Raw genomic sequence first — 22840 nt, forward strand, 5'->3', positions numbered from 1 at the left:
AGGATATTAAACCAGCCGCAGCGGCAGACACAGGCGGTAGCCGATGCCGCGCTCGGCCTGGATGATGGGTTGCTCCATGCCGCGCGCCTTGAGTTTGCTGCGCAGGCGCGAGAACAGCACTTCGAGCTGCTTTTTGCCCTGTTCGCTGACTTCGCGGCTGAGCAGTTCGAGCAGTTGCCAGCTTTCCATGCACTGATTCTCAGCCAGGGCCAGGGCTTTTAGAAGGGTGGCTTCGTCTGGGGTTAGGGTCAGCTCGCCGCCGGGGAACACCAGGTTTCTGGTGTAACGGTCCAGAAGGCTGATCTGGACATCCGCCGGCGCGGGCTTGAGTCGGCGCCCGAGGGCGCGGATGGCAAAAGCGAGCTCCTCGGCTGGCACCGGCTTGGCCAGTTACATATCGGCGCCGTGCTCGTATCCGCTGATTTTTTCAGGCAACTGATCGCGTGATGTGACCATCACGATACCCAGATCCGGTTGCACCGTGCGCAGACGCAGCGCCAGGCTGAGACCGTCCTCACCGGGTAGGTTCAGGTCCAGCACCGCAACGTCAAAGTCGGACTGATCGGGTAGCTCGCACACCGACTCGGCGCAATCGACACCGATGGCGCTGAAACCTTGCGCGTTCAGGGTATCGACGGTGATTTCGCGCAGGGGGCCAAGATCCTCGACCACCAGCACCTTCAGGCGGGGTTTGTCGCTAGCCATCGCTCAATATTCCCTTATTCATCTCAAAATTTTGCTGTCTACAGAGCCTGGCCAATGGCCTTGCCGTACCTATGGTAGTCGGCACAGCGAAGCCAGCCCCGATCTTACCAAAACAAACCTCTGCATTACCAAAGCGAAAATCCGAAACCTTGCACTTGCTTGCAGAACGAATCGCGGATTTGTTCACTTCAAATAAATGCTTCAGAATCACCATTGGCCTGCGAATCCTTAACCGTTGGACCCCGTCATGCGCCTTTCATTGCGTTTTATCCTCATCGGTCTTCTGCTTTGTGAGCTTGCGGCGGCAGAGGCGCCATCGGCAAGTCGTGTTGATGTCATGCACTGGTGGGTCTCCGCTGGCGAGCGCAACAGCATCAATGCCATGCGACAGCATATCGAGCACCAGGGCCTTGTCTGGCATGAGGAAGCCGTTGCCGGCAGCGGCACCAACCGCTTCAGCGACGAACTACGCCAACGGGTGGCGGACGGGAAACCGCCGATGGCTGCCCAAGCCATTGGTTATGACATTCAAGACTGGGCGCGCCAGGGACAGTTGGTGATGCTTGACGATATCGCCAGGGAACAGCAATGGGATGAAGTCATTCCGTTTGCGATTCAACATTTGTCCAAGTATCAGGATCACTGGGTTGCCACCCCCGTCAATGCCCACTCCACCAACTGGCTGTGGGTCAACCACGCACAACTCGCGCGCCTTGGTCTGAAACAACCGGACACCTGGCCTGATCTGATCGCCATGCTGGATACCGCCAAAGCCGCTGGCCTGATCCCGATCGCGATGGGTCATGAAGCTTGGGAGCACACCCTGCTGTTTGAATCCGTGGCCGCCGGGGCAGGCGGGGTTGAGTTCTATCGCCGGACCTTTGTGGAGCTTGCGCCCAACGCCCAGGATATCGAGATGCTTCAGCTGGTATTTGAGCGCATGAGCCAGTTACGGAACTACCTGGATACGGGTTTAAGTGAACGCAGCTGGAACCAGGCCACTGATCTCACCCGTTCCGGGGAGGCGCTGATGCAGGTGCAGGGAACCTGGGTGAACGGTGAATTCAGCGCCCACGGACTTGTTCCGGGGCAAGACTATGATTGTTTCCGCTTTCCTGACACTCAGGGAATGATGCTGCTGAACAGTGACCAGTTTATTTTATTCAAAGACTATCCGGCCGAGCCGGAAACAAGAGACATGTTCGTGAGCACACTCATCAGCATTGACTTGCAGCGCGACCTCAATATCGTAGGCGGCGCAGCTCCCGCGCGGGTCGACGTGCCGCGAGACCAGTTCAATGCATGCGGTCAGCAGGCGATCAACGATATGCGTACCGACAACATGCGCCGGACGATCATGGGCTCGATTGCAATGGGTAATGCCCATCCGGCTCCGGTGAAAAATGCCCTTTATCAGGTGATCACTGACCATCTGATGGGGCGTATCAGCAATACCCAGGCACAACGGTGTCCGGCTCATTTTCATAGGTACGCCGCCAATAATGGCCGCAATTTGGCCTCATAGAGCGCAGGAGACGCTGGCGAGAGAAGCGAGTGTTTGAAAAACCTCAGCACCTGACGGCTGATTTTCGACGTATAGCGGAACAGCGGGACCGTCCAGTCTGGTCGCTCGGTGCCATCTGGCGCACCGGGGGCTTTGCGCTGACGTTGCTCCTGTTTGCGCAAGGCTTTGTGATCACGCGCGCTCTCGGCACCGAACTGGCGGTGCAGCAACAGCGTCACTAACGCATGGGTGATGATCGCCAGGCAGACCTGATTGTCGATGGCCACCGGGCTTTTGCCCCAGGCTTTGGCATGGGCGAAATCATTTTTCCAGGTGTCAAAGCATTTTTCCTCATCCCATCTGCGGGCATAAAGAAACGCGACAACACCGGGCAAGAGACCGAAATCATTGGTCAGAAACTCCAAGCGCCGGCCCTGGCGGGTGCGCAAGGTGATCAACCGCCACTCCTGGGAGGAACTCAACAAGGTGATGCGCTCATCGCGCAGCACCCCGGCGTTCTCCGGCGTCTTGGCAATGGGCATGGCGGCACGCGAGCCCACCACCAGATTGGACTTCATGCGCGTGATCAGGGTACTGCCCTGGGTGCGTTTCTTCCGGTCCCAGAAGGCGGCATCAATGAAGGCGCGATCAACCACCCACAGCGTTCGCGCCTCCTGTGTCAGCGCGCCCGGGCGCGCATCGTAGTCCCGCAATAGGTTGATCTCATGGCGGCTACGCGTCTCCACCAACGCATCCTCGGCCAACCCCAGGCGCAGGTTGTAGAACACCAGTTCGCCATGTCCCTTGGGATTATCCTCCCCGCCTTGCTTGGGCGTGCAGCGGCGATAATGCGCACTTTCTTCCTGATAGGTGCCATCCATCGCCCGCACCGGGCGGCCATCCAGTCCAGGAACTCCCGCCAGACGATCAGGCAGCACCGCCCCCACCTCGCGCATCAGCACCGGAATCATCGCTTGCAGCACTGCGCGGCGTTCAGTGGAGGCCAAGGCATCGGACCAGGTCGAGCGCGCCAAGGGCACCACCGACTCTGCCTGCGGGGCGAGCTGATCACGCAGATGATCGAGCGCTTGCACCTGCTCGCGCAGCACCCCCATCCCCTGCAACTGGCGCCACACGCCCAAGGCAATAAAGCGCTCCATGCTCAACACCCGCCCCACCGAGGCTGCCCGGCGCACAAACGCCAGTGCGTGCTGCACGGGCGCCACCAGGTCGGCGAAAACAGTGTCATTAAGCAGGCCATTCATCAGGGCATCGAGTCGGTTGGGGATCATGACAAGCACTCCAGTGTGGTATCTTTGAGACACCCACGTCTTTCGCACGCTCAATGTGCTTGTCAAGTCTTTTTTTCAGTTTTTCCCAGCGGTTTTCTATTTCGCGGACCGCTACAGCGGCCCCGTCCAACGAGACAAAAAACGCATTCCAACTGCAACACGCTTGCACAGGACTGCATGGCGCTTCTGTATGGTGGAATTATGCGTCATGGTGGAAATTTGAACCGGACACCGTTGCCATCTGAACAAAAAAGCAACGCCCAGAGTTTACGCGGATTGCGCCTGCTGCTGGCGGACGACAATGAACTCAACCGACTCGTTGCAAAAGAGCTATTGATGGATGAGGGCATAGTGGTTGACGAGGCCAGTGATGGCCAACAGGCTGTTGATCTGATTGAAGCCGCAGCTGACAACACATACGCCATCGTCCTGATGGACATGATGATGCCGAAACTTGATGGTCTCAGCGCCACCCGCCGACTGCGCAGAAGCCCTCGCTTCGACAAACTCCCCATCATTGCCATGACGGCCAACGCAAGCAAGGAAGATGTGATGAAGTGTATGGAAGCGGGTATGAATGCGCATGTTGCCAAACCGATTGAGTTGGAAATTCTCCTTAAAACACTCGCTGAACATCGCCTTTGCTCTGAGGCCACTACCCTTGAGGAAGCGCAGACGCAGGCCGACAATACCGCGATGGTCGGCAGCGCCTCTCCGGCAAGCCATCCAGCAAGCCATCCGGCCAGCTACCCCGCAAGCAACACGCTTGATCCGAAGTCGCTTGAGCATCTGCGAACGATCGTCACCCCTGAGCGTTTCAACTCATTGGTGGACATGCTCATTGCAGACATCCAGCAACGTGGGGAATTATTTCAGTCACTGGCCCCGCAGGGCGAGCCAAAGCAGTTTCGACAGCATGCCCACGATCTCATCGGATCGGCAGGCCATGTCGGACTCAATCAATTGCGAGACTTAGGCAAGGCGATGACACAAGCTGCCAAGGATGACGATGTTCAAACAGCGCGTCGATTGGCCGCGGAGATTCACAGGGCGACTGGTGAAGCCATTCAGGAATTACAGAAGCGCTTCAAAAGCCAATAAGCGATCATACGGACATTCTGGGAATACAATCTTATGGCTGAAGAGACCAACCATCGACGGCTCACCGAGTCCGCTGGCCGTGCTAAGCAAAAAGTCCTGATCGTCGACGACCAGCCGTTAAACCTTGCTTTTGCAGCGGCCGAGATTGAGGACATCTGCGACCCGATACAGGCTTATAGCGGAGAGCAGGCTCTCAAGCTTGCCGGCATTGAACAGCCAGATCTGATCTTGCTGGACGTACAGATGCCCGGCATGACGGGTTTTGAAGCCTGCCGCCTGCTCAAACAGAACTGCCAAACGGCCGAAATTCCAGTCATTTTTCTGACCTGCATGGATGAAGAAGCCGATGAAGAACAGGGTCTCAACCTTGGTGCCATCGACTATATTGCCAAGCCATTCAGTCCAGCCATTCTCAGGGCTCGGGTTCGCAACCATCTGCTGATCCAGCGACAACGTATGCAACTCGAACGTCTCGCTCAATGTGACGGGCTGACGGGAGTGGCAAATAGAAGAAGTTTTGATCAGGTCTTAAACGTAGAGTGGCAACGACTCGCCGGGATTAAAGAACCCCTCGGTTTACTCATGATTGATGTTGATCTCTTCAAGGGCTTCAACGACCATTACGGCCACCTCGCTGGTGACCAGACACTGCAACAAGTGGCCACTACCATCAACCGTCAAATGCAGCGCGCGCACGACCTTGCCTGTCGCTATGGCGGCGAAGAATTTGCCTGTATTTTGCCGCACGCCGACCAGGGCGGCGCAAAAGGCATCGCTGAAAGTATTCGCAGCGCAATTCTGGACCTGCGCATTGAGCACGCGGCATCACCGGTCAGTGACTGGGTCACCGTCAGCATCGGCGCGGTGAGCATCGTCCCAACGATTGATAAAGCCCCGGAAACATTGATCTCACAAACCGATCAATGCCTCTACCAGGCGAAAACCGGCGGTCGAAACCAGGTCAATCCAGGTTGAGTTTCGACGGGACTTCAAAGCAGCGCCACCGGCAGGCACAGACGGTAGCTGTCAGTCATGGCTCAAAGTTCAGGGTGTGGTGGTCGGCCAGACTCGGATACGAGTCTGCGTGCCAGAACGGCCTATTCCAGCAAATCGGCGACGGCAATGGTGCAGTCTGGCACTCGCTCCGGCTGCAATAGAGCCCCTGGGTGGGCAAGCCAGGTGCTCCGATAGCCGCCTCGGCCATCGGGGTCGCGGTTGACCTCCACCACGCGATCCTGAAGATTGAGTATCCAGAGTTCCGCAATTCCATGCTGGGCGTAGAGCGGTCGCGAACAGATCAAGCTGCGCAGAGCTGCTGGTTTGCGACCAGCCGGACAGTCCCACGCCGATTAGGCGCACGGGACGGCCAGCCCAGGTGGCTTCAGCGGCAAGCATTGACCGGGCGACGCAAAACACACCCTGCTCGTCCGCCGTCGGCACCTTCAGGGAATGCGAGCGGGTATGGGTCTCGAATGGGAAGAAACGCATCTTCAAGGTCACCACCCGCCCAAAGTGACCCGTCTGCCGCGCTGTCCAAGCGACCTCGCGCGCGGCCCAGTGCTAATGTCGCTTCCAGCACTTGGGGATCAGTCACATCCTCGGGAAAGGTTGTTTCCTTAGAAATAGACTGGCGCGGCCGGTCGGGATGAATCTGGTCGTCGGCGATTCCGCGTGCCTGACATTAGCACTGAGTGCCAGCACGCGCGCCGAGCTGACGGCGCAGGGTCTCGAGCGAGAGTTGGCGCACATCGCCGATCGTTCTGACACCCATACGCGCCAGCCGGGGCGCGGTCTTGGGGCCGATGCCACGCAAGGCATCAAAGGGCATGGGGGCGAGAAACGCGTCCACCTGATCATCGAGCACTACAGTCAAGCCATCCGGCTTGCGACAGTCGGAAGCCAGCTTGGCGATGAGCCGGTTCGGCCCGATGCCGACCGAGGCGCCGCACCGCTTGCGCGATGGGCATGGCGGAATGCACGCCGAACCGACGTGCTTCGTAGGAGCAGGTCGCGACCACGCCGCGACCGCCGGGCTGGGCGCCAACCACCACCGGGCGAGCGCGCCACTCGGGATGATCGCGTTGCTCGATGGCCGCGAAGAAGGCATCGAGATCGACATGCAGGATCAGGCGTGACATCGGCCGGTTGGTCTCTGGTGTTTGGCACCGATGGTTTGGGTTCCCTTGCGTTTCTGGCGGCGCATTGGGCGACGGGGAGGCGTTTTCTTTGGAAGGCTGTATTGCTCAGTCCCGCGCGTGCGGATCGGCGATCCAGCCTTCGAGCGGGTCGATGACGGTTGGCGCGGCCGGCTGACCATAGCCATCCTCCCGTTGCGTCCAGGCCCAGGCAGCCTGGATGGCACAGAGCAAGGCATCGAGGGTATCTCCGGTGGGATCATCGGCCAGACTCACGGGTGCTGTGACCTCCAGACCATAAGCGGGTCTGACGGCCCCGTCCACGACGGCGGTCAGCAAGGCGGGGCGCGCCTGCTTGTGCGCATAGCTTTGCTTCTTGGGATCATCCTGCTTGTAGGGCCGCCGTCCAATCAGCTGACGGGCGAGTATGCCGGGGTAGGCTTCGACGCAGAGGCGCTTGGGGTCGCCGGCATGGACTCCAGGAATGGTTACGCCTGCACGCAGCCGCCGCGGGGCGCCCTCGAAGAACATCAGCCCGACCGGGGGTTGCGGCTCGGACTACGCCATTGGCCGGACTGTGAGAGTAGGCTGAGCAGGGACGATGAGTAACGAAGATCGCCGGGTATTTGGCCACGCCTGCGGGAGGCATCCATGCGCCTGATTTTGTTCCTGAGCTTCTTGGCCAATCTGATCTTGGCCGTAATCTCGTTCGCGTTGCTACCCGAGCGGGTCGCCATCCATTTTTCCTTGGGCGGCCTCGCCGACGGTTGGGCTTCACGCGCGGCCAGCACCGCCCTGATGCTGGGAGTGGACACCCTCCTCTTCTTGCTGTTCTGGTTCTCCCCCACGCTACTCAGACACACACCGATGCGATGGGTGAATCTTCCCCACCGTGCCTACTGGTTGAGCCCGGAGCGGCGCGAGGCCACCGTTGTCCGCTTGAGTCACCGGCTCTGGGGTTTTGGAACAGCACTCTTTGTTTTTCTGCTGGTTGTCGGACTCTTGACTCTTCAGGCCAATCTCTCCAATCCCGTCCGACTTGATGAGTCATTGTTCTTGATCGCGCTCGGGGTCTTCTTGGTCTATGTGCTGGGCTGGACGCTGCGTCTCTGGCGCGATTTGCGACCGCCCCAATAACCGCCGCGCTGAGCTGGCTCAGTTGGTTTGGCCAGCCCTGCTTGCGTTGCGGAGCAAACCATTGGACTGGCAACTGGAACGACGTTGCGCGCCAGTGCCCGTTTCCCAGGGCATTACCAATGCCCGGTGCCTGGCTCGCCTTTGAATGGACCCACAACATCGTCGGTGATCCAGCCGCCGTAATAGCCGCCAGCCTGTGGTCGCACGCGTTCACTGCCAACAAAGCAGTCAAGCCGCGCGGGATAGCAGGAAAAGTAGCCGGCGATGACGGCCGCGTCATCCCAGGCATGCGGATAGCGCCAGAGCGCATCGCGGATCAGGCCCTTGGGGCCTTTGATGTGAAAATACTCAGCCTCGCCTTTCCATTCGCACAGGGTGCGGCGATCAGAGGGCTCCAGCAACGACTGATCGACGGCTTCTGGCGGCAGGTAGAAACTCGGTGGGCTGCCGGTCTCCAGGGCGCGAATGGCGGATTCGGTGGCAGCAATGCGCAGATCGCCGGCAACAACAGCCACTGGCCGATGATCGTGCTGATAGGTTGGTGGGCGCGGGTAATCCCAAACGGATTCTTGATCTGGCCCCGGACTCTGTGCGAAGAGTGGTCGAGTCTGGCCGCGGTACTGCCAGGCTTCTCGGGCCGCTTGGAGGTTGGGTCGGTTGCTAGGCATGCTACGGAGAGTTTGCTCTAATTGGTGGCCCACTGCCTGCGGATATTGGGGGGGATTCTCTGAATGAGCAACACCGAGAGCGAGAAGACTGCACGACCCTGACCAAAGCTGAGGTTCGCGATGGCTAAACCACAAACACCGCTCCTAACAGCGGACATTATCATCGAACTGGCCGACCGGCCCCTCCGGCCCATCGTGCTGATTGAAAGGCGCTTCCCCCCGCCGGGCTGGGCCATACCCGGTGGTTTTGTCGACATTGGCGAGCACATCGAAGCCGCAGCGGTGCGCGAAGCCTTTGAGGAAACGGCGTTGCGCGTGACACTGCGAGCGCTGCTGGGGCTTTACTCCGACCCACAACGCGACCCGCGCGGCCATACCGCCAGCGCGGTCTATGTGGCAGAAGCGAGCGGTGAACCACGGGCGCAAGATGATGCGCGCAATCTGGCAATCTTCCCACCTGATGCGCTGCCCGCGCCGCTGGCATTCGATCATGCACAGATTCTCGAGGACTATCGGCGCTACCGGGAGACGGGCCAAATCAAACCGCTTTGGTCGCCGGACGTTCAAGTGTTGCCTGGTGCTTGATGGCGAAAACGCACATGCGAACTTTGGATGACGTGTTGCAATCGGCTTCGGACGTGTTATTTCCTGCGGAATTGGGCAAGCGGAAAATCAGCGTAACAAGCACCAATAGCGATGGTGATACGCCTCTGCATGTCATGGTGTGGCGCAAGGACCAACAGGCGATCGTGTTTCTGATCAACGCCGGCGCGGACGTGAGAAGGATTAGCGCGGGTTCTACCCGCGGGTATCGATGACCTGCCGCTGGCGGAAGGGTGCTTGCAGCAGTCGCATAAGCATGCGTCGCGGCGGCAGCCACTGAATGCGGGCGCCATGGCATTGGTTTTTGAGCACCCGCTCGGCAAGTCCGGGAGCGACGGTCTCGACCCTGTCGCCGAAGATATTGATGAAACGCCGGATCTGCTTCGCTTGTTCCGGTCGCATGCTGAGCGCGAGCAGGTCGGTCGGCACCACGCCTGGGTTGAGGCTGCTGAGCTTCACCGGTGTGCCGCGCAGTTCGGCGGCGAGTGACTTGGTGAAATACCGCAGCGCCGCCTTGCTGGTGCCGTAGAGGGTGCTACCGTGGCGGCGCTCTCCGCTGCTCCCCCAGCCTTCAAGCGTATAGATATGGCCATGGCCCTGCGCCAACATGCCGCGCGCGGCGGTGCGGCAGCCTTGCATGGTGCCGAGCAAATTGATGCGGATCAGGGTCTCGATGGTGGCCGGGTCGTGCTGCCAGAAGTCGACTTCATGCGAGCCGATGGCGGCATTGTTGATCCAGATATCGATGCGTCCGAAATGACCGACGGCCGCGTCCCAGAGCGCCTGGACCATAGTTGCATCGGCGACATCACAAAGCCGTCCATGCAGCCGGCCTTCGGCTGCGGGGATGGACGCCATGAACTCGGCCAGGGTCTGATCGAGGCGACCGGCATCCCGACCGCAGATCATCACCCGACACTGGCGTTGCAGAAAGTCGCGCGCGAGCCCGCGACCAATGCCACGCGTCCCGCCAGTGATGACGATGACGGATTGATCCAACTCTGACCTCCTGGGTGGTGCCATGTCGGGCTGTAGGCGTGACGCCAACAGATTGACCCGTTTCAGCTAAGATTTCCAGTGACTTTGCCAGGAACATGGACCGGGACTGTAATTACTCCAAGCCTTCGTCTGCAAATCCTGATCATTGCAGATGATCGGTCCCCCGGTCATCCTTCCGGCCGGTCAAGGTCGCCAGCACCGCTGGGTAACTCTGCGCCTCCTTGGCCCCCACGCCCTCGGTCAAGCTATCGCCAAAGGCGAGGATCACCGCGTCGGGCGACAATGGACTCAGCGCCGGTTGATCGCTGCAAGCCGCGAGCACCAGCAGCAGGACTTAAGATTCATGCCGCCCACCTTGGTTAGGCAAAAACACGGAAAATAGCGCATTTAGACAGTCTTTAAGACGTCCTTTGACAAGGGGGTTGAGCGATCAAGTATACCAACAAGCCATCACCATGGTCACCGGCGCCGCTGATCGCCGGGTCCGGTGCAGCACCTTGTTTCCACGTAGGGAAGGCCGTTGATTCCGATCCCGGTCCAGTTGCAGGCTTGCACCGATCAGCCTGGCCGCCTGACCCGCTTGACTCGGATCAAGGCCATCTCCCCGAGCCTGGTTGCAGACTGTACTCCGCTGTCGCGCAGCGAAGGCCAATTGCTGGCCTGCGCCGCGCGCGATTGTTCCTGTCTCTCCTCACTGCCACCGGAGTGCGTCCATGTTCTGTAATCAATGCGAGCAAACCTTTCGTCAATCTGCCTGTGTGACCAGCCCCGGCGTCTGCGGCAAGAGCGAAGATGTGCAGTCCTTGCAGGAACTGCTGATTTTCGGCCTCAAAGGCATGGCCGCCTATGCCCACCATGCGCGCCGGCTTGGACAGTCCGATGAGACGGTCTCAGCCTTCATCGAAGAAGCCCTGTTCGCGACCATGACCAACGTGAATTTCGATGAAGACACCCTGCTGCACTATTGTCTGGAATGCGGCGAAAAGAATCTGCGTGTCATGCAACTGCTCGATGAGGGCCATATCGCCACCTTCGGCGCGCCCCGCCCGACCCGGGTCCGCGAGGGCACCTTAGCCGGCCCGGGCATCCTGATCACCGGCCATGATCTGCTCGATCTGTGGCAACTGCTCGAACAGCTCGAAGACACCGACATCAAGGTCTACACCCATGGCGAGATGCTGCCGGCGCACATGTACAGCAAATTTCAGGCGCATCCCAATCTCGCCGGCCACTATGGTGGCGCCTGGCAGGATCAGAAAAAAGAATTCGCCGATTTTCCCGGTCCCATCGTCGGCACCACCAATTGCGTGCTGATCCCCCCCGAGAGCTATCGCGAGCGGCTGTTCACCACCAATGCGGTGGCGGTCCCGGACGGTCAGCACATCAAAAACGGCGATTTCTCCGCCGTAATCGCCGCTGCGCGTACCTGCCCGCCATGCGAACAGCGACTCGGCGTGGAGCAGCCGGTGGGCTACCATCGCCAGGTGCTGCTCGAGCAGGCCGGTACGATTCTCGACGCCATCAAAGCCGGACAGATCAGCCATTTCTTCGTCATCGGCGGCTGTGACGGTGCCGAGAAGGGGCGCAACTATTTCACCGATTATGCCGCCGCCACGCCAGCCGACTCCTTCATTCTCACACTCGGCTGCGGCAAGTATCGCATTCGCGATCACGCCTACGGCGAGCATCTCGGCCTACCGCGGTTACTGGACATGGGCCAGTGCAACGATGCCTATGGCGCCATCATGGTGGCGGTAGCCCTGGCCGAGGCGCTGAAGTGCACGGTCAATGATCTGCCTCTGACTCTGGTCATCAGCTGGTTTGAACAAAAAGCCGTGGCGGTGCTGCTAACGCTGTTGCATCTGGGCGTGAAAGGCATCAACCTCGGCCCTCAGCCGCCGGCATTCATCACCCCGGGCGTATTTGCCCGTCTGCAAGCCGCTTATGATCTGCGCTTGACCAATGGCGATCCGCACGCGGATCTCAAACTCGCACTCGCCGCCTGAACCCAGGCCGAGGAGTTGCCCCATGAACAGCGTCAGCCTGCGCGAACAGCTCATTTCCGCACTGGGCGGTGGTGTTGGCATTTTGGCCACGGCGGCGCTTGCGCTTTGGCTGTTCCCGGCGGTTGACCCCGCCCTGCCCTGGCTGATTGCCTCCATGGGCTCCTCTGCGGTGCTGTTGTTCGCGGTTCCGCACGGGCCACTCTCCCAACCCTGGCCGCTGCTTGGCGGCCATCTTGTTTCGGCGCTGATCGGGGTGGCCTGTGCGCGTTGGCTCGGCACCGATCTCTGGAGCGCGGCCACCGCGGCGGGACTCTCCATCGGCGCCATGCATGCACTGCGCTGTCTTCATCCGCCCGGCGGTGCCACCGCGCTGACGGCCGTCATCGGCGGGCCGTCCATCACGTCGCTCGGCTTTGGCTTTGTGCTGATGCCTGTTGCGGTCAATGCACTCACCTTGCTGTTGCTCGCCGTGGTCTGGAATGCGCCCTGGCACTGGCGGCGTTATCCAGCCAACTGGCCCGCACGTTGGCGGCGAGACCAGGACAGCGGCGCCCCAGTTGCAGAGCCGGCCGCGCCCATGCCGCTGGAACATCGGCATCTTGCCGCCGCGCTGCGCGCGATGGACTCCTTCATCGATGTCTCGGAGCCGGATTTGCAGCGCATTTTTGCTTTGGCGACTGAGGAAGCGCGCCACACCCGCGCCGCAACGCCGCCGATTCGGGTGGGTCAAGCCTACAGTAATGGCAGCTTTGGCCAAGACTGGGAAATCCGCGAAGTCCTGGCGCTCGAGCAAGCTGCAAACGAACCCGTCACCCAGGTGCGCTTCCGCCGCTTGGCGGGCCAAGGCCGTCGCTGCGAGGGGGGATGCAGTCTGGAGACGTTTCGCGCTTGGGCGGTCCATGCGGTCGAGCGCGACGAGAACTCCTGGCGACCGATTGATCGCACGGAGCCGGAAGATTGAGCATCAAGGTGCACGGAGGATGTCATGCCACCCGATGAGGCACTGCGCCAGGCGCCGCTGCTCGCGCAACTGAGCGACCAACAACTCGAGCGTCTGCGCGCGAAGGCGCAGATTGTCCAGGTGCAGGCCGGGCAGTGGCTGTTTACCCAGGATGATCCGGCCGAATGCTTTTATTTTGTTCATTCGGGCCAGATCCGACTGTTTCGCCTCTCGGCCGAGGGCGAAGAGAAGATCATCGAACTGATCAGCGCCGGCCAGACCTTTGCCGAGGCGCTGATGTTCATGGGCACCGGCCGCTACCCTGTCTGCGCGGCCGCGCTGGTGCCGACGGAGCTCGTCGCCATTGACGCGGCGGACTTCACCGCCATGCTGCGCGAGTCGCCCGAGACCTGCTTTGCCTTGCTCGGCAGCTTGAGCCAACGCCTGCACGCGCTGATCGCCGAGATCGACAATCTGGCGCTGCATTCTGCGAGCGTGCGCTTTGCGCGCTGGTTGATTGCAGAATTGCCAATAGACACGGATCAGCTGACGCTCGCCTGGCCAAAATCGACGCTTGCCTCGCGCCTGACGATCAAACCTGAGACCTGGTCGCGCATTACCCGCCGGCTGTCCGAGCAGCAAGTGATCGCGGTCCATGGGCAGGTCATTCGCGTGCTTGATCGCAAGGCCCTGCAGCAACTTGGCGATTCGGGTGACCCGGTGCTGATACCAAGGCGTCAGGCCCGCAAAACCGGTTAGCAGCCAAAAATCATCAGCCGATCTCCAGCCTCACTGCCAGCGATGGCAAGGCAAGCGCCCCCAACAGGTCAAACTCTGACAATGAATCCGACCGGATACTTGTTCATTCGATTCAACCATCACGGTGATACTCAGCCCGCGCAGGGCCGGGTCGAAGATATCAAAGACCCGGATGTGCAGGTCATCCAGGCCTGCGACCACGATGACCTCGCGCTGCGCGGCCGTGCTCGGCGTGATGGTCAGGGAGAAGCGCTCGATGGCGCCGGTCCAGGTGTTGGCTGTGGTCAGAACATGGCGCACCGCCCAGACGGTGCCCAAGCCGCCGATGTCGCTCGGTCCCCAGACCGATCCGCCGGGTACGGGCTCGTAACGGTGGCCGACCTCCAACGGGCGGTCGGCCGGAAAGGTCTGGCGCCGATAGTGGCGGATGCGCTGGACCCAGTTTGCATACAGCTCACCGCCGAACTGGCGCACCGTGCCCAGTTCCAGCAATTCCTGGCGCGCGGACGGCGACAGGCTATTCAAGCGCGCCTGGACAGGCTCGGCCTCAAGGAGGTCGAGCAGCCCAAGACGTGCCAGTGTGTCAGTGATCTCGGGCGTGCCCCGAGCAGGGGTGCAGCTCTGGGTGTCCCAGTCGTAATCGGCGCAGCAGCGCTGCTCGGCGGCACCGGTGTCGATCCAGCCACCACCCCGGCAGGCGAAGGCGCGGCGCTCGCTCTGATAGGTCACTGGCTGGCCATCAACCTCGGTGCGGAACGACAGAGCGGCGAGCTCCGACGGCGTCGTGCCGGCGGCCTCGTGCGGATCACCGGGGGCGATGTCGGGCAGAGGAAAGGCGACCAGCGCCTCGACCGGATGGCCGCTGCGGTTCTCGAATCGATAAACCACCTTGATCCGGTCGCTGGCTATCAGACAGTTGGCCGCGGTGGTTTGGCTGCCCCCGGTGCTCCCGGGGGCTCGGTGGACATCCTGATGGGGTGGAATCCTGGTCAGTAAGCCGGCCCGCTACCCTCGTATTTCAGTCCTTTCCCGGCTGCCTGCTCACGCACGGCGGTGAAGATTTTGTGATCCAGCGAATCCTCGGCATCGCCGTTCTCTGCCACTTTTGACTCCAGATACTCAGTGCGCTGGCGACTCAGCGCCTGAATCTGTGCGCTCAGTTCCTCGCGCTCCTGGGCTTTTTTCTCGATCAGAGCGCGCTGCTCGGTTTTGTCGAGGCCGGCGAGTGGGGCGGGTAGTTCCTCGGCGGGCAAGGTCTCCAGCTCGAGGCGTCCGCTGGCCACTTCATCGACCAGTTCGTGCTCACCGATCAGGCTGGCTTTCCCGCTCTTGGACGTGACGAAATCCGCGCGCCTGGCCATGGCGGCCGGTGAGGAAGCGACCTTGGCCCGCTTCTCGGCAGCTAGCTTGTCGCGCTTGGCCGCGCGTTCCTGGGTTTTGCCGTAATAGAGCCGGGTATCGTCGAGCTTGGCGGACAGCTTGGCTAACTCGCCGTCATAAGGCGTGGCGACGGCGACCGCGCTGCCGTTCTGTTCAACCTGAAAGTAACCGCCCCCGCCAAGCTGGGCAATCCGCTGCCATTGGCTGGTAGTATTCTGCTGACTGCCGCACTGGATGGCGTTGACGTGAATGCCGCGCTTCTTGGCCAGCGTGAGCGTCTGTGGGTAGGGGATGTCATTGTCATAGTCCATGTGCGCCGGCGCGTCGCCGACCAGAAAAATCACCTGATAGGCACTGCCGTCCTGGCTCCATTGGATGCTGTGCAGAGCATCGTGCAGCGCCTGATTGACGCTCTCCGGCCCATCGCCACCGCCATTGGCCTGAAACTGCATCAGCTCGGCATGGATGGCGTCAAGGTCGGGCGAGAGCGTGACCACACGGGTGACATAGTCATCGCCGCGATCGCGATAGGCCACCAGCCCGATGCGAATTTCCGGCGCCGGCTCGGCCGCGGCCATGGTCGATGCAATGGACCAGATCTTGTCCTTGGCGGCCTGAATCAGCCCGCCCATGCTGCCTGTGGTGTCCAGCACGAATACCGCTTCGATCACCGGATGCTGGCGCGTATCCACAAGTGCCGTGGATGTTGGATTCGCAGGCTGGAGGTTCGGGGAGCTGGTCGCGGGAGCCGAGAATGCGGTTCGGATGCTCGGATAGCCAAGAATAGCTAGCAGAGTGACGCCGAAAAGCGCGGCGGTGAAGGGAACAGCAGTTTTGCGTTGCATGCGCATGGTCGAATCCTCTTTTGGCAGGGAGTGCAGTGGTTGGTGTTTAGGTGTCAGGCGAACAGTCGTCTTCGGAGTGTGCTGGATTGATTGACTGTGGATGCGTCAGGGATGGGCAACGGTTTTTGCAGGGAGTCCGAGGCGGTTCGCCATCAGGTCCGCGCCGCCAGCCGTTGCAGCGCTCGCTCGGCCGCCCGTTCTGCAGCCGTGAAGCGTTCGTCGCTGTCAGGTTGCGTGGGAGACTCTGCGCCACCGGGTTGCGGGATCAACACGAACAGCGCCTGAGTCAGCAGCCAAGTCCATGCCGCGAGGTGCAGGCTGCCGCTGTGGGCCAGTGCCCAGACCGCGGCCGCGGTGCCGAGGGCAAGCAGGCCCAGATCCAGCAGCGCTGCCAAGGGCGTGCGGTGAAAACACCAAGAGCGGGTGAGCCATATCATTCCAAGCTGCACGGCAAGCAGCGGCCAGAGCCCGGTGAACAGTCTGGCGCTCAGGAGACTGGCGAACACCCAGGCAAACGCGAGCCACAGGCGCCCGGCCGGGGCCGGGCTGCGTGCAAGCAGATAGAGTCCGTAGCCCATGCCCAGAAGCAGGCACAACACGCCAGGCTGCTGATGGGACGGCACCAGCCAGAGCAATGAATATGCGAGCACCGGCGTGACAACCGCCCCCAGCAAGGCGAGGCCGACCCCTTCGGCAAATCCGGGTCTGCTCATGCCGCCGCCTCCCGCTGGCGCTTGGCCTGCAGCAGTGCAATTTCGATATCCGCATCGCTGACTGTGCCGCTGTATTTCGCGGCGGCAGGGTCGGCATCGTGGCGATCCGCCCCCTCCGCCTCGGCATCGAACAGGGCGGCACGGGCGCACAGATCCATCAGGCGGCTGTCCTGCTCCGCAAGTCGGGAACGGCTCTGTGCGCAGGCGCGCTGGTTGTCCTGGAGCTGACGACCGAGACGCGCGATGGTGCGCTCGGCTTCCAGGCGGCGGCGCAGTACCGCGCGGGCCAGATTGTCCTGACCGGCACTCAGGCAGTCATCAAGCGCGGCTTGATCCTGCTCCAGACGCTGTTCAAGCTCGGTGCTGAGTTTCTCAAGCCGTGCGGCTTCGTGCTCCAGGCGCTTGAGCCGCGCCCCTTCCAACATCTGGGCTTGCTCCATGTCACGCACCGCCTGGGCCAGCACCAGCTCCGGTGCTTCCAGGCGGTCGAGCATAGCGTTTAGATCGGCGCGCAGCAGGCGCGATAATCGGGTGATAATGGCCATGAACCTGACCTCCGTCGTTGCAGTGAAGTGACGGCTTCAGTCTAGGAACAGACGCGCGCTAAGCGTAGGCAGGCTTTGGTAAAGATGGGATGCACAAATTTACCGGGAATTTACCTTGGCGGAGTCTGGTCCGCGCTAGGCTCGGGTAGTTGAAGACTGATCACCAGCGACACTATGGCTGATTCGAACCCCAACAAACCCCGGTTGCTAATCATTGAGGACGAAGAGCCCATCCGCATTGGGCTTGAGGATTTGTTTGTCTTTCATGGCTATCAGGTCGAGAGCGCCGCAGACGGACCGGGCGGACTAGCCAAGGCGCTGAGCGGCCGGTTTGATCTCATTTTGCTCGACATCATGCTGCCGGGGCTCGACGGCTTTGCCATCTGCGACCGGGTGCGGGCGGTCGATCGGGCGCAGCCCATCATCATGCTGACGGCGCGCACCGCCGATGAGGACATTATTGCCGGCCTGCGGATGGGGGCCGATGACTATGTCGCCAAGCCCTTTTCCGTGACCGAGCTGGTGCTGCGGGTGCAGGCGGTGCTGCGCCGCAGCGGTGGAACCCCGGCGGGCGGAGAATCCTTGCGGCTTGGCGAGCTGACGCTCGATCTCGCTAATCTCAGCGGCCAGCGTGGCGATGCCGAGATCCCCTTCACCCAGCGCGAAGCGGAGATTCTCAATTATCTTGCCAACCATGCCGGGCGCCCTGTCAGCCGCGATGAGCTACTGAACAAGGTCTGGGGCTATGCGCGCGACTGCGGCATCGAGACGCGCACGGTCGATATCCATATCGCCAAGCTCAGGCGCAAGATCGAACCCGACCCAGCCGATCCGCAATGGCTGCAAACCGTGCGCGGCCTGGGCTATCGCCTGCGCCTCGACGCCTGATGTCGCCGCGCAGGCCATCCTTTGCCTGACCGAATGCCAATGCACGCGCTCGATGACCGCCGCGCCCGCCGGCGGCTGAAGCTCGGCATCGGGCTCTTCGTGCTGGCCCTGGCCATCCCCAGCGCGCTTCTGGTGCTCAAGGCCTACGATCAGATGAAATGGGAGTCCTTTCGCGCCCAGCAGCTGGTGGCAGAGGAGCTGGCCGCGCGCATCGACGAGCGCCTCGCCGCCATTGTGCGTACCGAGGAGGCGCGCCCAATCGATGATTATTCCTTTTTGCGCGCGTCGCAGCCCGCAGCAGCGGGCGCGGCGGATCGCTCCCCGCTGGCTGCTCTCGATGGCGCGGGCCGAATTCCCGGATTGATCGGTTATTTCGAAGTCGCCGACGACGGGCGCTTCAGCTCGCCTCTGGTGCCACGAATGTTGGCGGATGCTGGGCAGCTCGGGCTCGACCCCGCCGAGCTGGCGCAGCGACAGGCGCGCGCGGGCCGTATTCAGCAGGTGCTGATCGGCAATCGGCTGGTGGAGCGGGCGGAATCGGACAGCGCTTCAGTGGCGGTTGCGGATGAAAAGACTGACCGCGAAGGTGCTGGGGCTGCATCGCTTGGTGCGAGCGAGACGGCCGTCTCGGAGGAACGATTGGATGCGCGCCAGAGCGCAGTCGAAGCGCCGTCGGACTTGCGACCAGAACTGTCTGCGAACGGGACGCAATTGACAGTTTCGGAATCCGAGGCTGAGTTAAACGAGTCCCTGGACTTAGAGCCAATAGAAGGCGCGCGTCAGGTACCGAATCTGGCACCAGCGCCGGCTCCCACGCCGGCCCCCACGGTGTCGGCCGATGACAGCCCGCGCCTGTCCCAGGCGGCTTTCGCCCGACTCAAGACCAAGGACGGCAGCTCCGGACGCGAGGGGCTCGTGCAAAGGGATAAGGCTCCAGTCGCGCTTCCGCAGCTTGACGACAGCTTTGCCAAGCGCAGTCGCCGCGAGCTCAAGGAGGAGGCAGCCACTGGCGCTGCCGAGACGCCCGCAAAGAGCGCTGGCCTAGAAGCTGAAGCGCGCAAAGCCGCGTCTGGCGACGGGCCGCGGGCCGATTCGATGGCTGAGCCGGAGCCACAACCGGCATCTAGTTCGACCGCGGTGCAGCTGTTTCACCGCAGTGTTGGGCCGATCGAGGTCGGCTTGCTCGATTCCGGTCATCTGCTGCTGTTTCGCAGTGTCAGGCGCGGGGCTGAGACGCTCATTCAGGGTGCCCTAATCGAGCAGGCCACCTTCCTGCAGGCACTGATCGGCGAGCCGCTGGCCGCTACCGTGCTGGCACAAAACACCCATCTCAGCCTTGCCTATCGCGGCGAGTTGCTGAGCAGCTTTCGCGCCGAAACCGGAGGCAGCCGTCGCTTGGGCGTGCGCTCGGGCGTTAGCTATGCCGAGCCGCTCAGCGGGGCTTTGCTGTATCGCACGCGCTTGCGTGAGCCCTTCGGCGGTTTCGAGCTGATTTTCAGCGTCAGCCATTTGCCGCCACCGCCCGGTGCCCTGGTAATCGGCTGGATGGCGGCCACCCTGGCATTGGTACTCTTCGTCGGGGCTTGGTTGATGTATCGCTTAGCCGCGCGCCAGCTGGCGCTGCTGCGTCAGCAGCAGGATTTTGTCTCCGCTGTCAGCCATGAGCTGAAAACCCCACTGACCTCTATCCGCATGTATGCGGAGATGTTGCGCGCGGGTCTGGCACCCGAGAAACGCAAGGAAACCTATTATCGGTTCATCCAAGAGGAAAGCGAGCGTCTGTCGCGGCTCATCAATAATGTGTTGCAGCTCGCGCGCATTGGTCGCGGACGCCTGGCCCTTGAGCCGCGCCCCGTGGCCGTTGGCGAGTTGCTGGCCATGGTGCGCGAGCGCGTGGCGCACCAACTCGAGCGGGTTGGTTTTGAACTGCGGATCGATTGCGCGTCGGACATGGTCATGCGCGCCGATCCCGATGCCTGCGTGCAGATTTTGCTCAATCTGGTCGATAACGCGGTGAAATTTGGCGCCGATGCGTCTGAGCGCCGGATCGACATCGCCTGCGAGCCAGTAGAAGATGCGCGCTTGCGTTTGCGGGTCCGCGATTTTGGTCCGGGCATTCCGCAGGATCAGCGCAAGCGCGTCTTCGATCTGTTCTATCGCGGCGATCAGGCGCGCCATGCCGCCGTTTCCGGCACGGGGATCGGGCTTGCACTGGTCCAGCGCCTGATGCAGGCCATGCACGGGCGGGTCGAGGTGATCGGGCGCGAGCCTGGGGTTGAATTCTGGCTTGAGATGCCGTTGGCGGATTAGCGCGACCGAGGCCCATGCCGCGCTGATCAGCATTGCGATCCACTCAACGGTGGTGAGACATGAACGCGGTCACCCACCTTAATCAGGCCCGCTTTGCGCACGCGAAGACAGTGACCGGAATGCCGTCCCAAAGCCTTCGCCGTTCCATGCCCCGAGATTCGGTCGAGATAACCGCACGGCGGGCGGACCCGATGCCATTCAAACAGGGCATCGCCGATGCGGATTTCCCGGTTGCGCAGTTCAGTTCGTGCCAACCCGGAAACGACCAAGTTTCGCCGATGCTGGCCGGCATCAAGTGCTAGCCCATGCCGGAGTTGTGCCCGAATCAGATCCTCGGCGCAGATCAGCGTGATCTGACACCCATCGGTCAGCCGCCAAAACCCGCCCCCGCGCGCGTAGCGATCATCGGCGAGTCCCGCGTCAACAAGTGCCAAGGCCTGATCACAGGAGCGCATCGGCGCGCCTGCTTGGTCGGCGACGAAAATCGCCGACAGTCTTCCCTCCCGACTGCGTCCGCGACGCAGCCGATGCTGAAGCCTCAGTATCCAATGCGCCAAACTAGCCACCGGGTTCTCACCTTAGACAAAAGCAAAAAAGTGGCGATCAATCGTCTCTCCCGCGACGCGAGCCGGACCTCAGCACCGCGCTAGATTCGGCCATTATGTTGAGTGCTCCATGATGGCCGTGATGCGAAGCCTCAGGTAGCGGCCATGAGTAGACAATCCACCGCCTTCACCGGATGTATCTATCAGAGCCAGCGATTTTCTCGCTTGAATCCAGCCCAAATAGACAACATCACCAAGGGGAGCAGTTGTAAGAGCAGGATTACCCACCAAAGCTGCCGCCAATCCTTGGCGGCAAGCGCATCTGGATCAGCAATTGGCTCAACCATCATATTTTGGCACCTCCGCGTTTCGCTACCTTCCAGGTCGTCGAGTGCGTGTTGCCATGCCCTGGCCTTTTCGGTGCGGCCCAAACCAAGTGGTTCACGATAATAGGGTGCCGTTGTGAGCAGACGCTCTGCGCTGCTGCGTCGCTCAGTCTTAATGAGAGGATCATCTTCGACAGCGGCCACGTACAAACATGTCTCTGGTGAACGGGTAGAGACGAGTCTCGCAACATAGTGATAAGGGCCGCGGTTGCTTTCGCGTTCTGCAGCGCTGAAGATCCAAGGTTGGTATGCGCCGTATTCGACGCCGAATTTCCCTTGATCAACCCTGGCATCGCGCAGACCGAGCATGACGTTCTCACCCTTGTAGCGCATAGCCTCAGCCAAGAAGACCTCAGGTAGGCGCTCAGCAAAAGCGGTTTGCCACCACACATTGCCTTGAGCGCCGACGAACAGTACACTTCCCATCGTAAAGAAGCCAAGCAAAACGCCGTAACCGCCGCCATGTTCGTAGGAAAGGTTAAGCTTTGGAAACCAGCGGCGTAAGGGCTTGTGAAGCTTAAATGCGATGCCAATGAAGCCAAGCATCATGATCAAAGCAACACCACCATTCACGATGAATGCGGTATCGGGATCGATCCAGTCTGCCAAGAAGATAAACAGGATGACGCCTGCAAGCACCACGGTCAGGTAGAGCAGTTGCAGATAGATGATGTTTGGCAACCACTGCTTGATTGCCGCGCGAGTTGTTTGTGGCTCAACCGCGCTTGGGGGCTTTCCGGTGCGTCGCCAATCGTCCCAGCGTTCGGCGATCGATGACCACCAAATATCTCGGTTCTCATCAATCGCCAGATATGCCTGCTTGCCTCGATCATCCTGGTAGCCGATGGCCGGTAACAGGCGATGCTTGCCTTCGCGTTTCCCGTCCTTGTTGAACCGATCAGCGTCCTGTTTGGTGCGCAGAGCACGCAACCGACTACGCTTGATGATGGTTGCGGTCTCGCCACGGACATACAGCAGGCGGTCTTCGAGAAGATAAACGCCGTCTCGCCAGCGCCCCTTTTCTCTCAACCATCTCGCGCGTGTCGCCGGCAGCCAACGGCGAAGTGCGATCAGGCTGCCAACGAGCAGCGGCAGAGAAAGCATGACGAGCATCGCGGCTGTGTAAGCGGGGCTTGCTTTACCCAAGAGATAGGCCCGCAGAACCGGATAGGTCATGACCACGGTGAGCAGAACGATTGGAACTGTCCACCAAGGGCGGCGGAAGCCTGTTGGCCAGAAGCGCGACGGCTCAGGTAACGAGTGGCTTGGGTCCAGCCACGGCTGAAGCGAGTCGGGCAATTCCCCTCGCCGCACCGTTTTCATTGCGCAGCCTCTTCGGGCAGGCGCCAAATCCTGTGCAATTTCTCCGTTAGGGTTCC

General features: G+C 61.2%; 27 protein-coding genes and 1 pseudogene. 11 read left to right on the forward strand and 17 right to left on the reverse strand.

All coding sequences use genetic code 11. The annotated features are described in order from the left end of the window. Positions 1-6: 6 nt before the first annotated feature. Both Thiosp_RS14145 and Thiosp_RS14150 read right to left on the reverse strand, forming a co-directional pair. Complete coding sequence (locus Thiosp_RS14145; protein ID WP_201063348.1) at positions 7-378, reverse strand: winged helix-turn-helix domain-containing protein; 372 nt, start codon at positions 376-378, stop codon at positions 7-9. A gap of 12 nt (positions 379-390) precedes the next feature. Beyond that, entirely contained in the window at positions 391-705 is a 315-nt protein-coding gene (locus Thiosp_RS14150; protein ID WP_201063347.1) for a response regulator transcription factor, read from the reverse strand. A 247-nt stretch (positions 706-952) separates the two neighbouring features. Here Thiosp_RS14150 and Thiosp_RS14155 point away from each other — a divergent pair, with 247 nt between their 5' ends. Continuing rightward, complete coding sequence (locus Thiosp_RS14155; protein ID WP_242518227.1) at positions 953-2230, forward strand: ABC transporter substrate-binding protein; 1278 nt, start codon at positions 953-955, stop codon at positions 2228-2230. Here Thiosp_RS14155 and Thiosp_RS14160 read toward each other — a convergent pair. Continuing rightward, positions 2188-3501, reverse strand: coding sequence for a transposase (locus Thiosp_RS14160; protein WP_323696473.1), 1314 nt, complete (start codon positions 3499-3501; stop codon positions 2188-2190). The two genes, Thiosp_RS14155 and Thiosp_RS14160, sit on opposite strands and share 43 nt — an antisense overlap. Before the next feature lie 177 nt (positions 3502-3678). Between Thiosp_RS14160 and Thiosp_RS14165 the strand changes: the two genes are divergently transcribed. Both Thiosp_RS14165 and Thiosp_RS14170 read left to right on the forward strand, forming a co-directional pair. Further along, positions 3679-4602 (forward strand): response regulator, encoded by a 924-nt coding sequence (locus tag Thiosp_RS14165; protein ID WP_323696474.1) that lies wholly within the window; start codon positions 3679-3681, stop codon positions 4600-4602. A 33-nt stretch (positions 4603-4635) separates the two neighbouring features. Continuing rightward, complete coding sequence (locus tag Thiosp_RS14170; RefSeq protein ID WP_323696475.1) at positions 4636-5577, forward strand: diguanylate cyclase; 942 nt, start codon at positions 4636-4638, stop codon at positions 5575-5577. Positions 5578-5699: 122 nt separating this feature from the next. Here the strand turns inward: Thiosp_RS14170 and Thiosp_RS14175 are convergent, their stop codons facing one another. The 5 genes and pseudogenes from Thiosp_RS14175 to Thiosp_RS14195 form a co-directional block, all read right to left on the reverse strand. Next, positions 5700-5903: a hypothetical protein gene (locus tag Thiosp_RS14175; protein WP_323697144.1), complete on the reverse strand. Its 204-nt coding sequence runs from the start codon at positions 5901-5903 to the stop codon at positions 5700-5702. A 52-nt stretch (positions 5904-5955) separates the two neighbouring features. After that, positions 5956-6105, reverse strand: a pseudogene (locus Thiosp_RS14180) (DinB/UmuC family translesion DNA polymerase); the annotation flags it as partial. 178 nt (positions 6106-6283) lie between these two features. Further along, a complete protein-coding gene (locus Thiosp_RS14185; protein WP_407702792.1) occupies positions 6284-6466 on the reverse strand; it encodes a DNA polymerase thumb domain-containing protein in 183 nt (60 codons plus the stop codon). Beyond that, positions 6456-6740 carry a Y-family DNA polymerase gene (locus tag Thiosp_RS14190; RefSeq protein ID WP_323696477.1) on the reverse strand — a complete coding sequence of 95 codons (285 nt, stop codon included), beginning with the start codon at positions 6738-6740 and terminating at the stop codon, positions 6456-6458. Before Thiosp_RS14190 ends, Thiosp_RS14185 begins: the two co-directional genes overlap by 11 nt. Positions 6741-6845: 105 nt before the next feature. Further along, entirely contained in the window at positions 6846-7268 is a 423-nt protein-coding gene (locus Thiosp_RS14195; RefSeq protein WP_323696478.1) for a DUF429 domain-containing protein, read from the reverse strand. Between the two features lie 120 nt (positions 7269-7388). On the opposite strand from Thiosp_RS14195, the gene Thiosp_RS14200 reads away from it, so the two are divergent. Beyond that, positions 7389-7874, forward strand: a complete 486-nt coding sequence (locus tag Thiosp_RS14200) for a DUF1648 domain-containing protein (protein WP_323696479.1) — start codon at positions 7389-7391, stop codon at positions 7872-7874. 113 nt (positions 7875-7987) lie between these two features. Here Thiosp_RS14200 and Thiosp_RS14205 read toward each other — a convergent pair whose 3' ends face one another. Next, the gene (locus tag Thiosp_RS14205; RefSeq protein WP_323696480.1) at positions 7988-8389 is read right to left on the reverse strand and encodes a DUF427 domain-containing protein; all 402 of its coding nucleotides are present in this window, start codon (positions 8387-8389) and stop codon (positions 7988-7990) included. A 273-nt stretch (positions 8390-8662) separates the two neighbouring features. On the opposite strand from Thiosp_RS14205, the gene Thiosp_RS14210 reads away from it, so the two are divergent. Both Thiosp_RS14210 and Thiosp_RS24730 read left to right on the forward strand, forming a co-directional pair. Continuing rightward, complete coding sequence (locus Thiosp_RS14210) at positions 8663-9127, forward strand: NUDIX domain-containing protein (RefSeq protein ID WP_201069408.1); 465 nt, start codon at positions 8663-8665, stop codon at positions 9125-9127. A gap of 134 nt (positions 9128-9261) precedes the next feature. Then, a complete protein-coding gene (locus Thiosp_RS24730) occupies positions 9262-9360 on the forward strand; it encodes a hypothetical protein (RefSeq protein ID WP_407702793.1) in 99 nt (32 codons plus the stop codon). Here Thiosp_RS24730 and Thiosp_RS14215 read toward each other — a convergent pair. Both Thiosp_RS14215 and Thiosp_RS14220 read right to left on the reverse strand, forming a co-directional pair. Then, positions 9341-10144 carry an SDR family oxidoreductase gene (locus tag Thiosp_RS14215; protein WP_201069407.1) on the reverse strand — a complete coding sequence of 268 codons (804 nt, stop codon included), beginning with the start codon at positions 10142-10144 and terminating at the stop codon, positions 9341-9343. The two genes, Thiosp_RS24730 and Thiosp_RS14215, sit on opposite strands and share 20 nt — an antisense overlap. A gap of 142 nt (positions 10145-10286) precedes the next feature. Next, positions 10287-10427, reverse strand: coding sequence for an SGNH/GDSL hydrolase family protein (locus Thiosp_RS14220; protein WP_201069406.1), 141 nt, complete (start codon positions 10425-10427; stop codon positions 10287-10289). A 430-nt stretch (positions 10428-10857) separates the two neighbouring features. Between Thiosp_RS14220 and hcp the strand changes: the two genes are divergently transcribed. From hcp to Thiosp_RS14235, 3 genes are read left to right on the forward strand one after another with little or no spacing between them, the layout of a single operon-like run. Next, complete coding sequence (gene hcp, locus Thiosp_RS14225; protein WP_201069405.1) at positions 10858-12150, forward strand: hydroxylamine reductase; 1293 nt, start codon at positions 10858-10860, stop codon at positions 12148-12150. Positions 12151-12172: 22 nt separating this feature from the next. After that, on the forward strand, positions 12173-13111 hold the full coding sequence (locus Thiosp_RS14230) for an HPP family protein (protein WP_201069404.1): 939 nt from the start codon (positions 12173-12175) through the stop codon (positions 13109-13111). A 24-nt stretch (positions 13112-13135) separates the two neighbouring features. After that, a complete protein-coding gene (locus Thiosp_RS14235; RefSeq protein WP_201069403.1) occupies positions 13136-13849 on the forward strand; it encodes a Crp/Fnr family transcriptional regulator in 714 nt (237 codons plus the stop codon). A 30-nt stretch (positions 13850-13879) separates the two neighbouring features. Here the strand turns inward: Thiosp_RS14235 and Thiosp_RS14240 are convergent, their stop codons facing one another. The 4 genes from Thiosp_RS14240 to Thiosp_RS14255 form a co-directional block, all read right to left on the reverse strand. Next, positions 13880-14737 carry a DUF4424 family protein gene (locus Thiosp_RS14240; RefSeq protein WP_201063224.1) on the reverse strand — a complete coding sequence of 286 codons (858 nt, stop codon included), beginning with the start codon at positions 14735-14737 and terminating at the stop codon, positions 13880-13882. Between the two features lie 101 nt (positions 14738-14838). Then, positions 14839-16074 (reverse strand): vWA domain-containing protein, encoded by a 1236-nt coding sequence (locus Thiosp_RS14245; protein WP_242518196.1) that lies wholly within the window; start codon positions 16072-16074, stop codon positions 14839-14841. Between the two features lie 152 nt (positions 16075-16226). After that, the gene (locus Thiosp_RS14250; protein ID WP_201063222.1) at positions 16227-16787 is read right to left on the reverse strand and encodes a hypothetical protein; all 561 of its coding nucleotides are present in this window, start codon (positions 16785-16787) and stop codon (positions 16227-16229) included. Further along, positions 16784-17332 (reverse strand): PspA/IM30 family protein, encoded by a 549-nt coding sequence (locus Thiosp_RS14255; RefSeq protein ID WP_201063221.1) that lies wholly within the window; start codon positions 17330-17332, stop codon positions 16784-16786. Before Thiosp_RS14255 ends, Thiosp_RS14250 begins: the two co-directional genes overlap by 4 nt. Before the next feature lie 174 nt (positions 17333-17506). Here Thiosp_RS14255 and Thiosp_RS14260 point away from each other — a divergent pair, with 174 nt between their 5' ends. Together Thiosp_RS14260 and Thiosp_RS14265 are read left to right on the forward strand one after the other, a co-directional pair. After that, positions 17507-18220 carry a response regulator transcription factor gene (locus tag Thiosp_RS14260; protein ID WP_201063220.1) on the forward strand — a complete coding sequence of 238 codons (714 nt, stop codon included), beginning with the start codon at positions 17507-17509 and terminating at the stop codon, positions 18218-18220. A gap of 39 nt (positions 18221-18259) precedes the next feature. Further along, entirely contained in the window at positions 18260-20530 is a 2271-nt protein-coding gene (locus Thiosp_RS14265; protein WP_242518195.1) for a sensor histidine kinase, read from the forward strand. A 26-nt stretch (positions 20531-20556) separates the two neighbouring features. On the opposite strand, the gene Thiosp_RS14270 is transcribed toward Thiosp_RS14265, so the two are convergent. Continuing rightward, entirely contained in the window at positions 20557-20985 is a 429-nt protein-coding gene (locus Thiosp_RS14270) for an MOSC domain-containing protein (protein WP_242518194.1), read from the reverse strand. A 293-nt stretch (positions 20986-21278) separates the two neighbouring features. Beyond that, positions 21279-22784: a hypothetical protein gene (locus Thiosp_RS14275; protein WP_201063218.1), complete on the reverse strand. Its 1506-nt coding sequence runs from the start codon at positions 22782-22784 to the stop codon at positions 21279-21281. Positions 22785-22840: the final 56 nt, after the last annotated feature.

Source organism: Thiorhodovibrio litoralis, assembly GCF_033954455.1.
GTDB lineage: Bacteria > Pseudomonadota > Gammaproteobacteria > Chromatiales > Chromatiaceae > Thiorhodovibrio > Thiorhodovibrio litoralis.

Coding starts and splice junctions, on each gene's coding strand:
- Thiosp_RS14160 (WP_323696473.1), bottom strand. CDS start 3,501: ATGATCCCCAACCGACTCGATGCCCTGATGAATGGCCTGCTTAATGAC.
- Thiosp_RS14170 (WP_323696475.1), top strand. CDS start 4,636: ATGGCTGAAGAGACCAACCATCGACGGCTCACCGAGTCCGCTGGCCGT.
- Thiosp_RS14235 (WP_201069403.1), top strand. CDS start 13,136: ATGCCACCCGATGAGGCACTGCGCCAGGCGCCGCTGCTCGCGCAACTG.
- Thiosp_RS14250 (WP_201063222.1), bottom strand. CDS start 16,787: ATGAGCAGACCCGGATTTGCCGAAGGGGTCGGCCTCGCCTTGCTGGGG.
- Thiosp_RS14245 (WP_242518196.1), bottom strand. CDS start 16,074: ATGCAACGCAAAACTGCTGTTCCCTTCACCGCCGCGCTTTTCGGCGTC.
- Thiosp_RS14190 (WP_323696477.1), bottom strand. CDS start 6,740: ATGTCACGCCTGATCCTGCATGTCGATCTCGATGCCTTCTTCGCGGCC.
- Thiosp_RS14275 (WP_201063218.1), bottom strand. CDS start 22,784: ATGAAAACGGTGCGGCGAGGGGAATTGCCCGACTCGCTTCAGCCGTGG.
- Thiosp_RS14155 (WP_242518227.1), top strand. CDS start 953: ATGCGCCTTTCATTGCGTTTTATCCTCATCGGTCTTCTGCTTTGTGAG.
- Thiosp_RS24730 (WP_407702793.1), top strand. CDS start 9,262: ATGGTGTGGCGCAAGGACCAACAGGCGATCGTGTTTCTGATCAACGCC.
- hcp (WP_201069405.1), top strand. CDS start 10,858: ATGTTCTGTAATCAATGCGAGCAAACCTTTCGTCAATCTGCCTGTGTG.
- Thiosp_RS14210 (WP_201069408.1), top strand. CDS start 8,663: ATGGCTAAACCACAAACACCGCTCCTAACAGCGGACATTATCATCGAA.
- Thiosp_RS14165 (WP_323696474.1), top strand. CDS start 3,679: ATGGCGCTTCTGTATGGTGGAATTATGCGTCATGGTGGAAATTTGAAC.
- Thiosp_RS14270 (WP_242518194.1), bottom strand. CDS start 20,985: ATGCGCTCCTGTGATCAGGCCTTGGCACTTGTTGACGCGGGACTCGCC.
- Thiosp_RS14255 (WP_201063221.1), bottom strand. CDS start 17,332: ATGGCCATTATCACCCGATTATCGCGCCTGCTGCGCGCCGATCTAAAC.
- Thiosp_RS14195 (WP_323696478.1), bottom strand. CDS start 7,268: ATGTTCTTCGAGGGCGCCCCGCGGCGGCTGCGTGCAGGCGTAACCATT.
- Thiosp_RS14265 (WP_242518195.1), top strand. CDS start 18,260: ATGCACGCGCTCGATGACCGCCGCGCCCGCCGGCGGCTGAAGCTCGGC.
- Thiosp_RS14200 (WP_323696479.1), top strand. CDS start 7,389: ATGCGCCTGATTTTGTTCCTGAGCTTCTTGGCCAATCTGATCTTGGCC.
- Thiosp_RS14230 (WP_201069404.1), top strand. CDS start 12,173: ATGAACAGCGTCAGCCTGCGCGAACAGCTCATTTCCGCACTGGGCGGT.
- Thiosp_RS14150 (WP_201063347.1), bottom strand. CDS start 705: ATGGCTAGCGACAAACCCCGCCTGAAGGTGCTGGTGGTCGAGGATCTT.
- Thiosp_RS14260 (WP_201063220.1), top strand. CDS start 17,507: ATGGCTGATTCGAACCCCAACAAACCCCGGTTGCTAATCATTGAGGAC.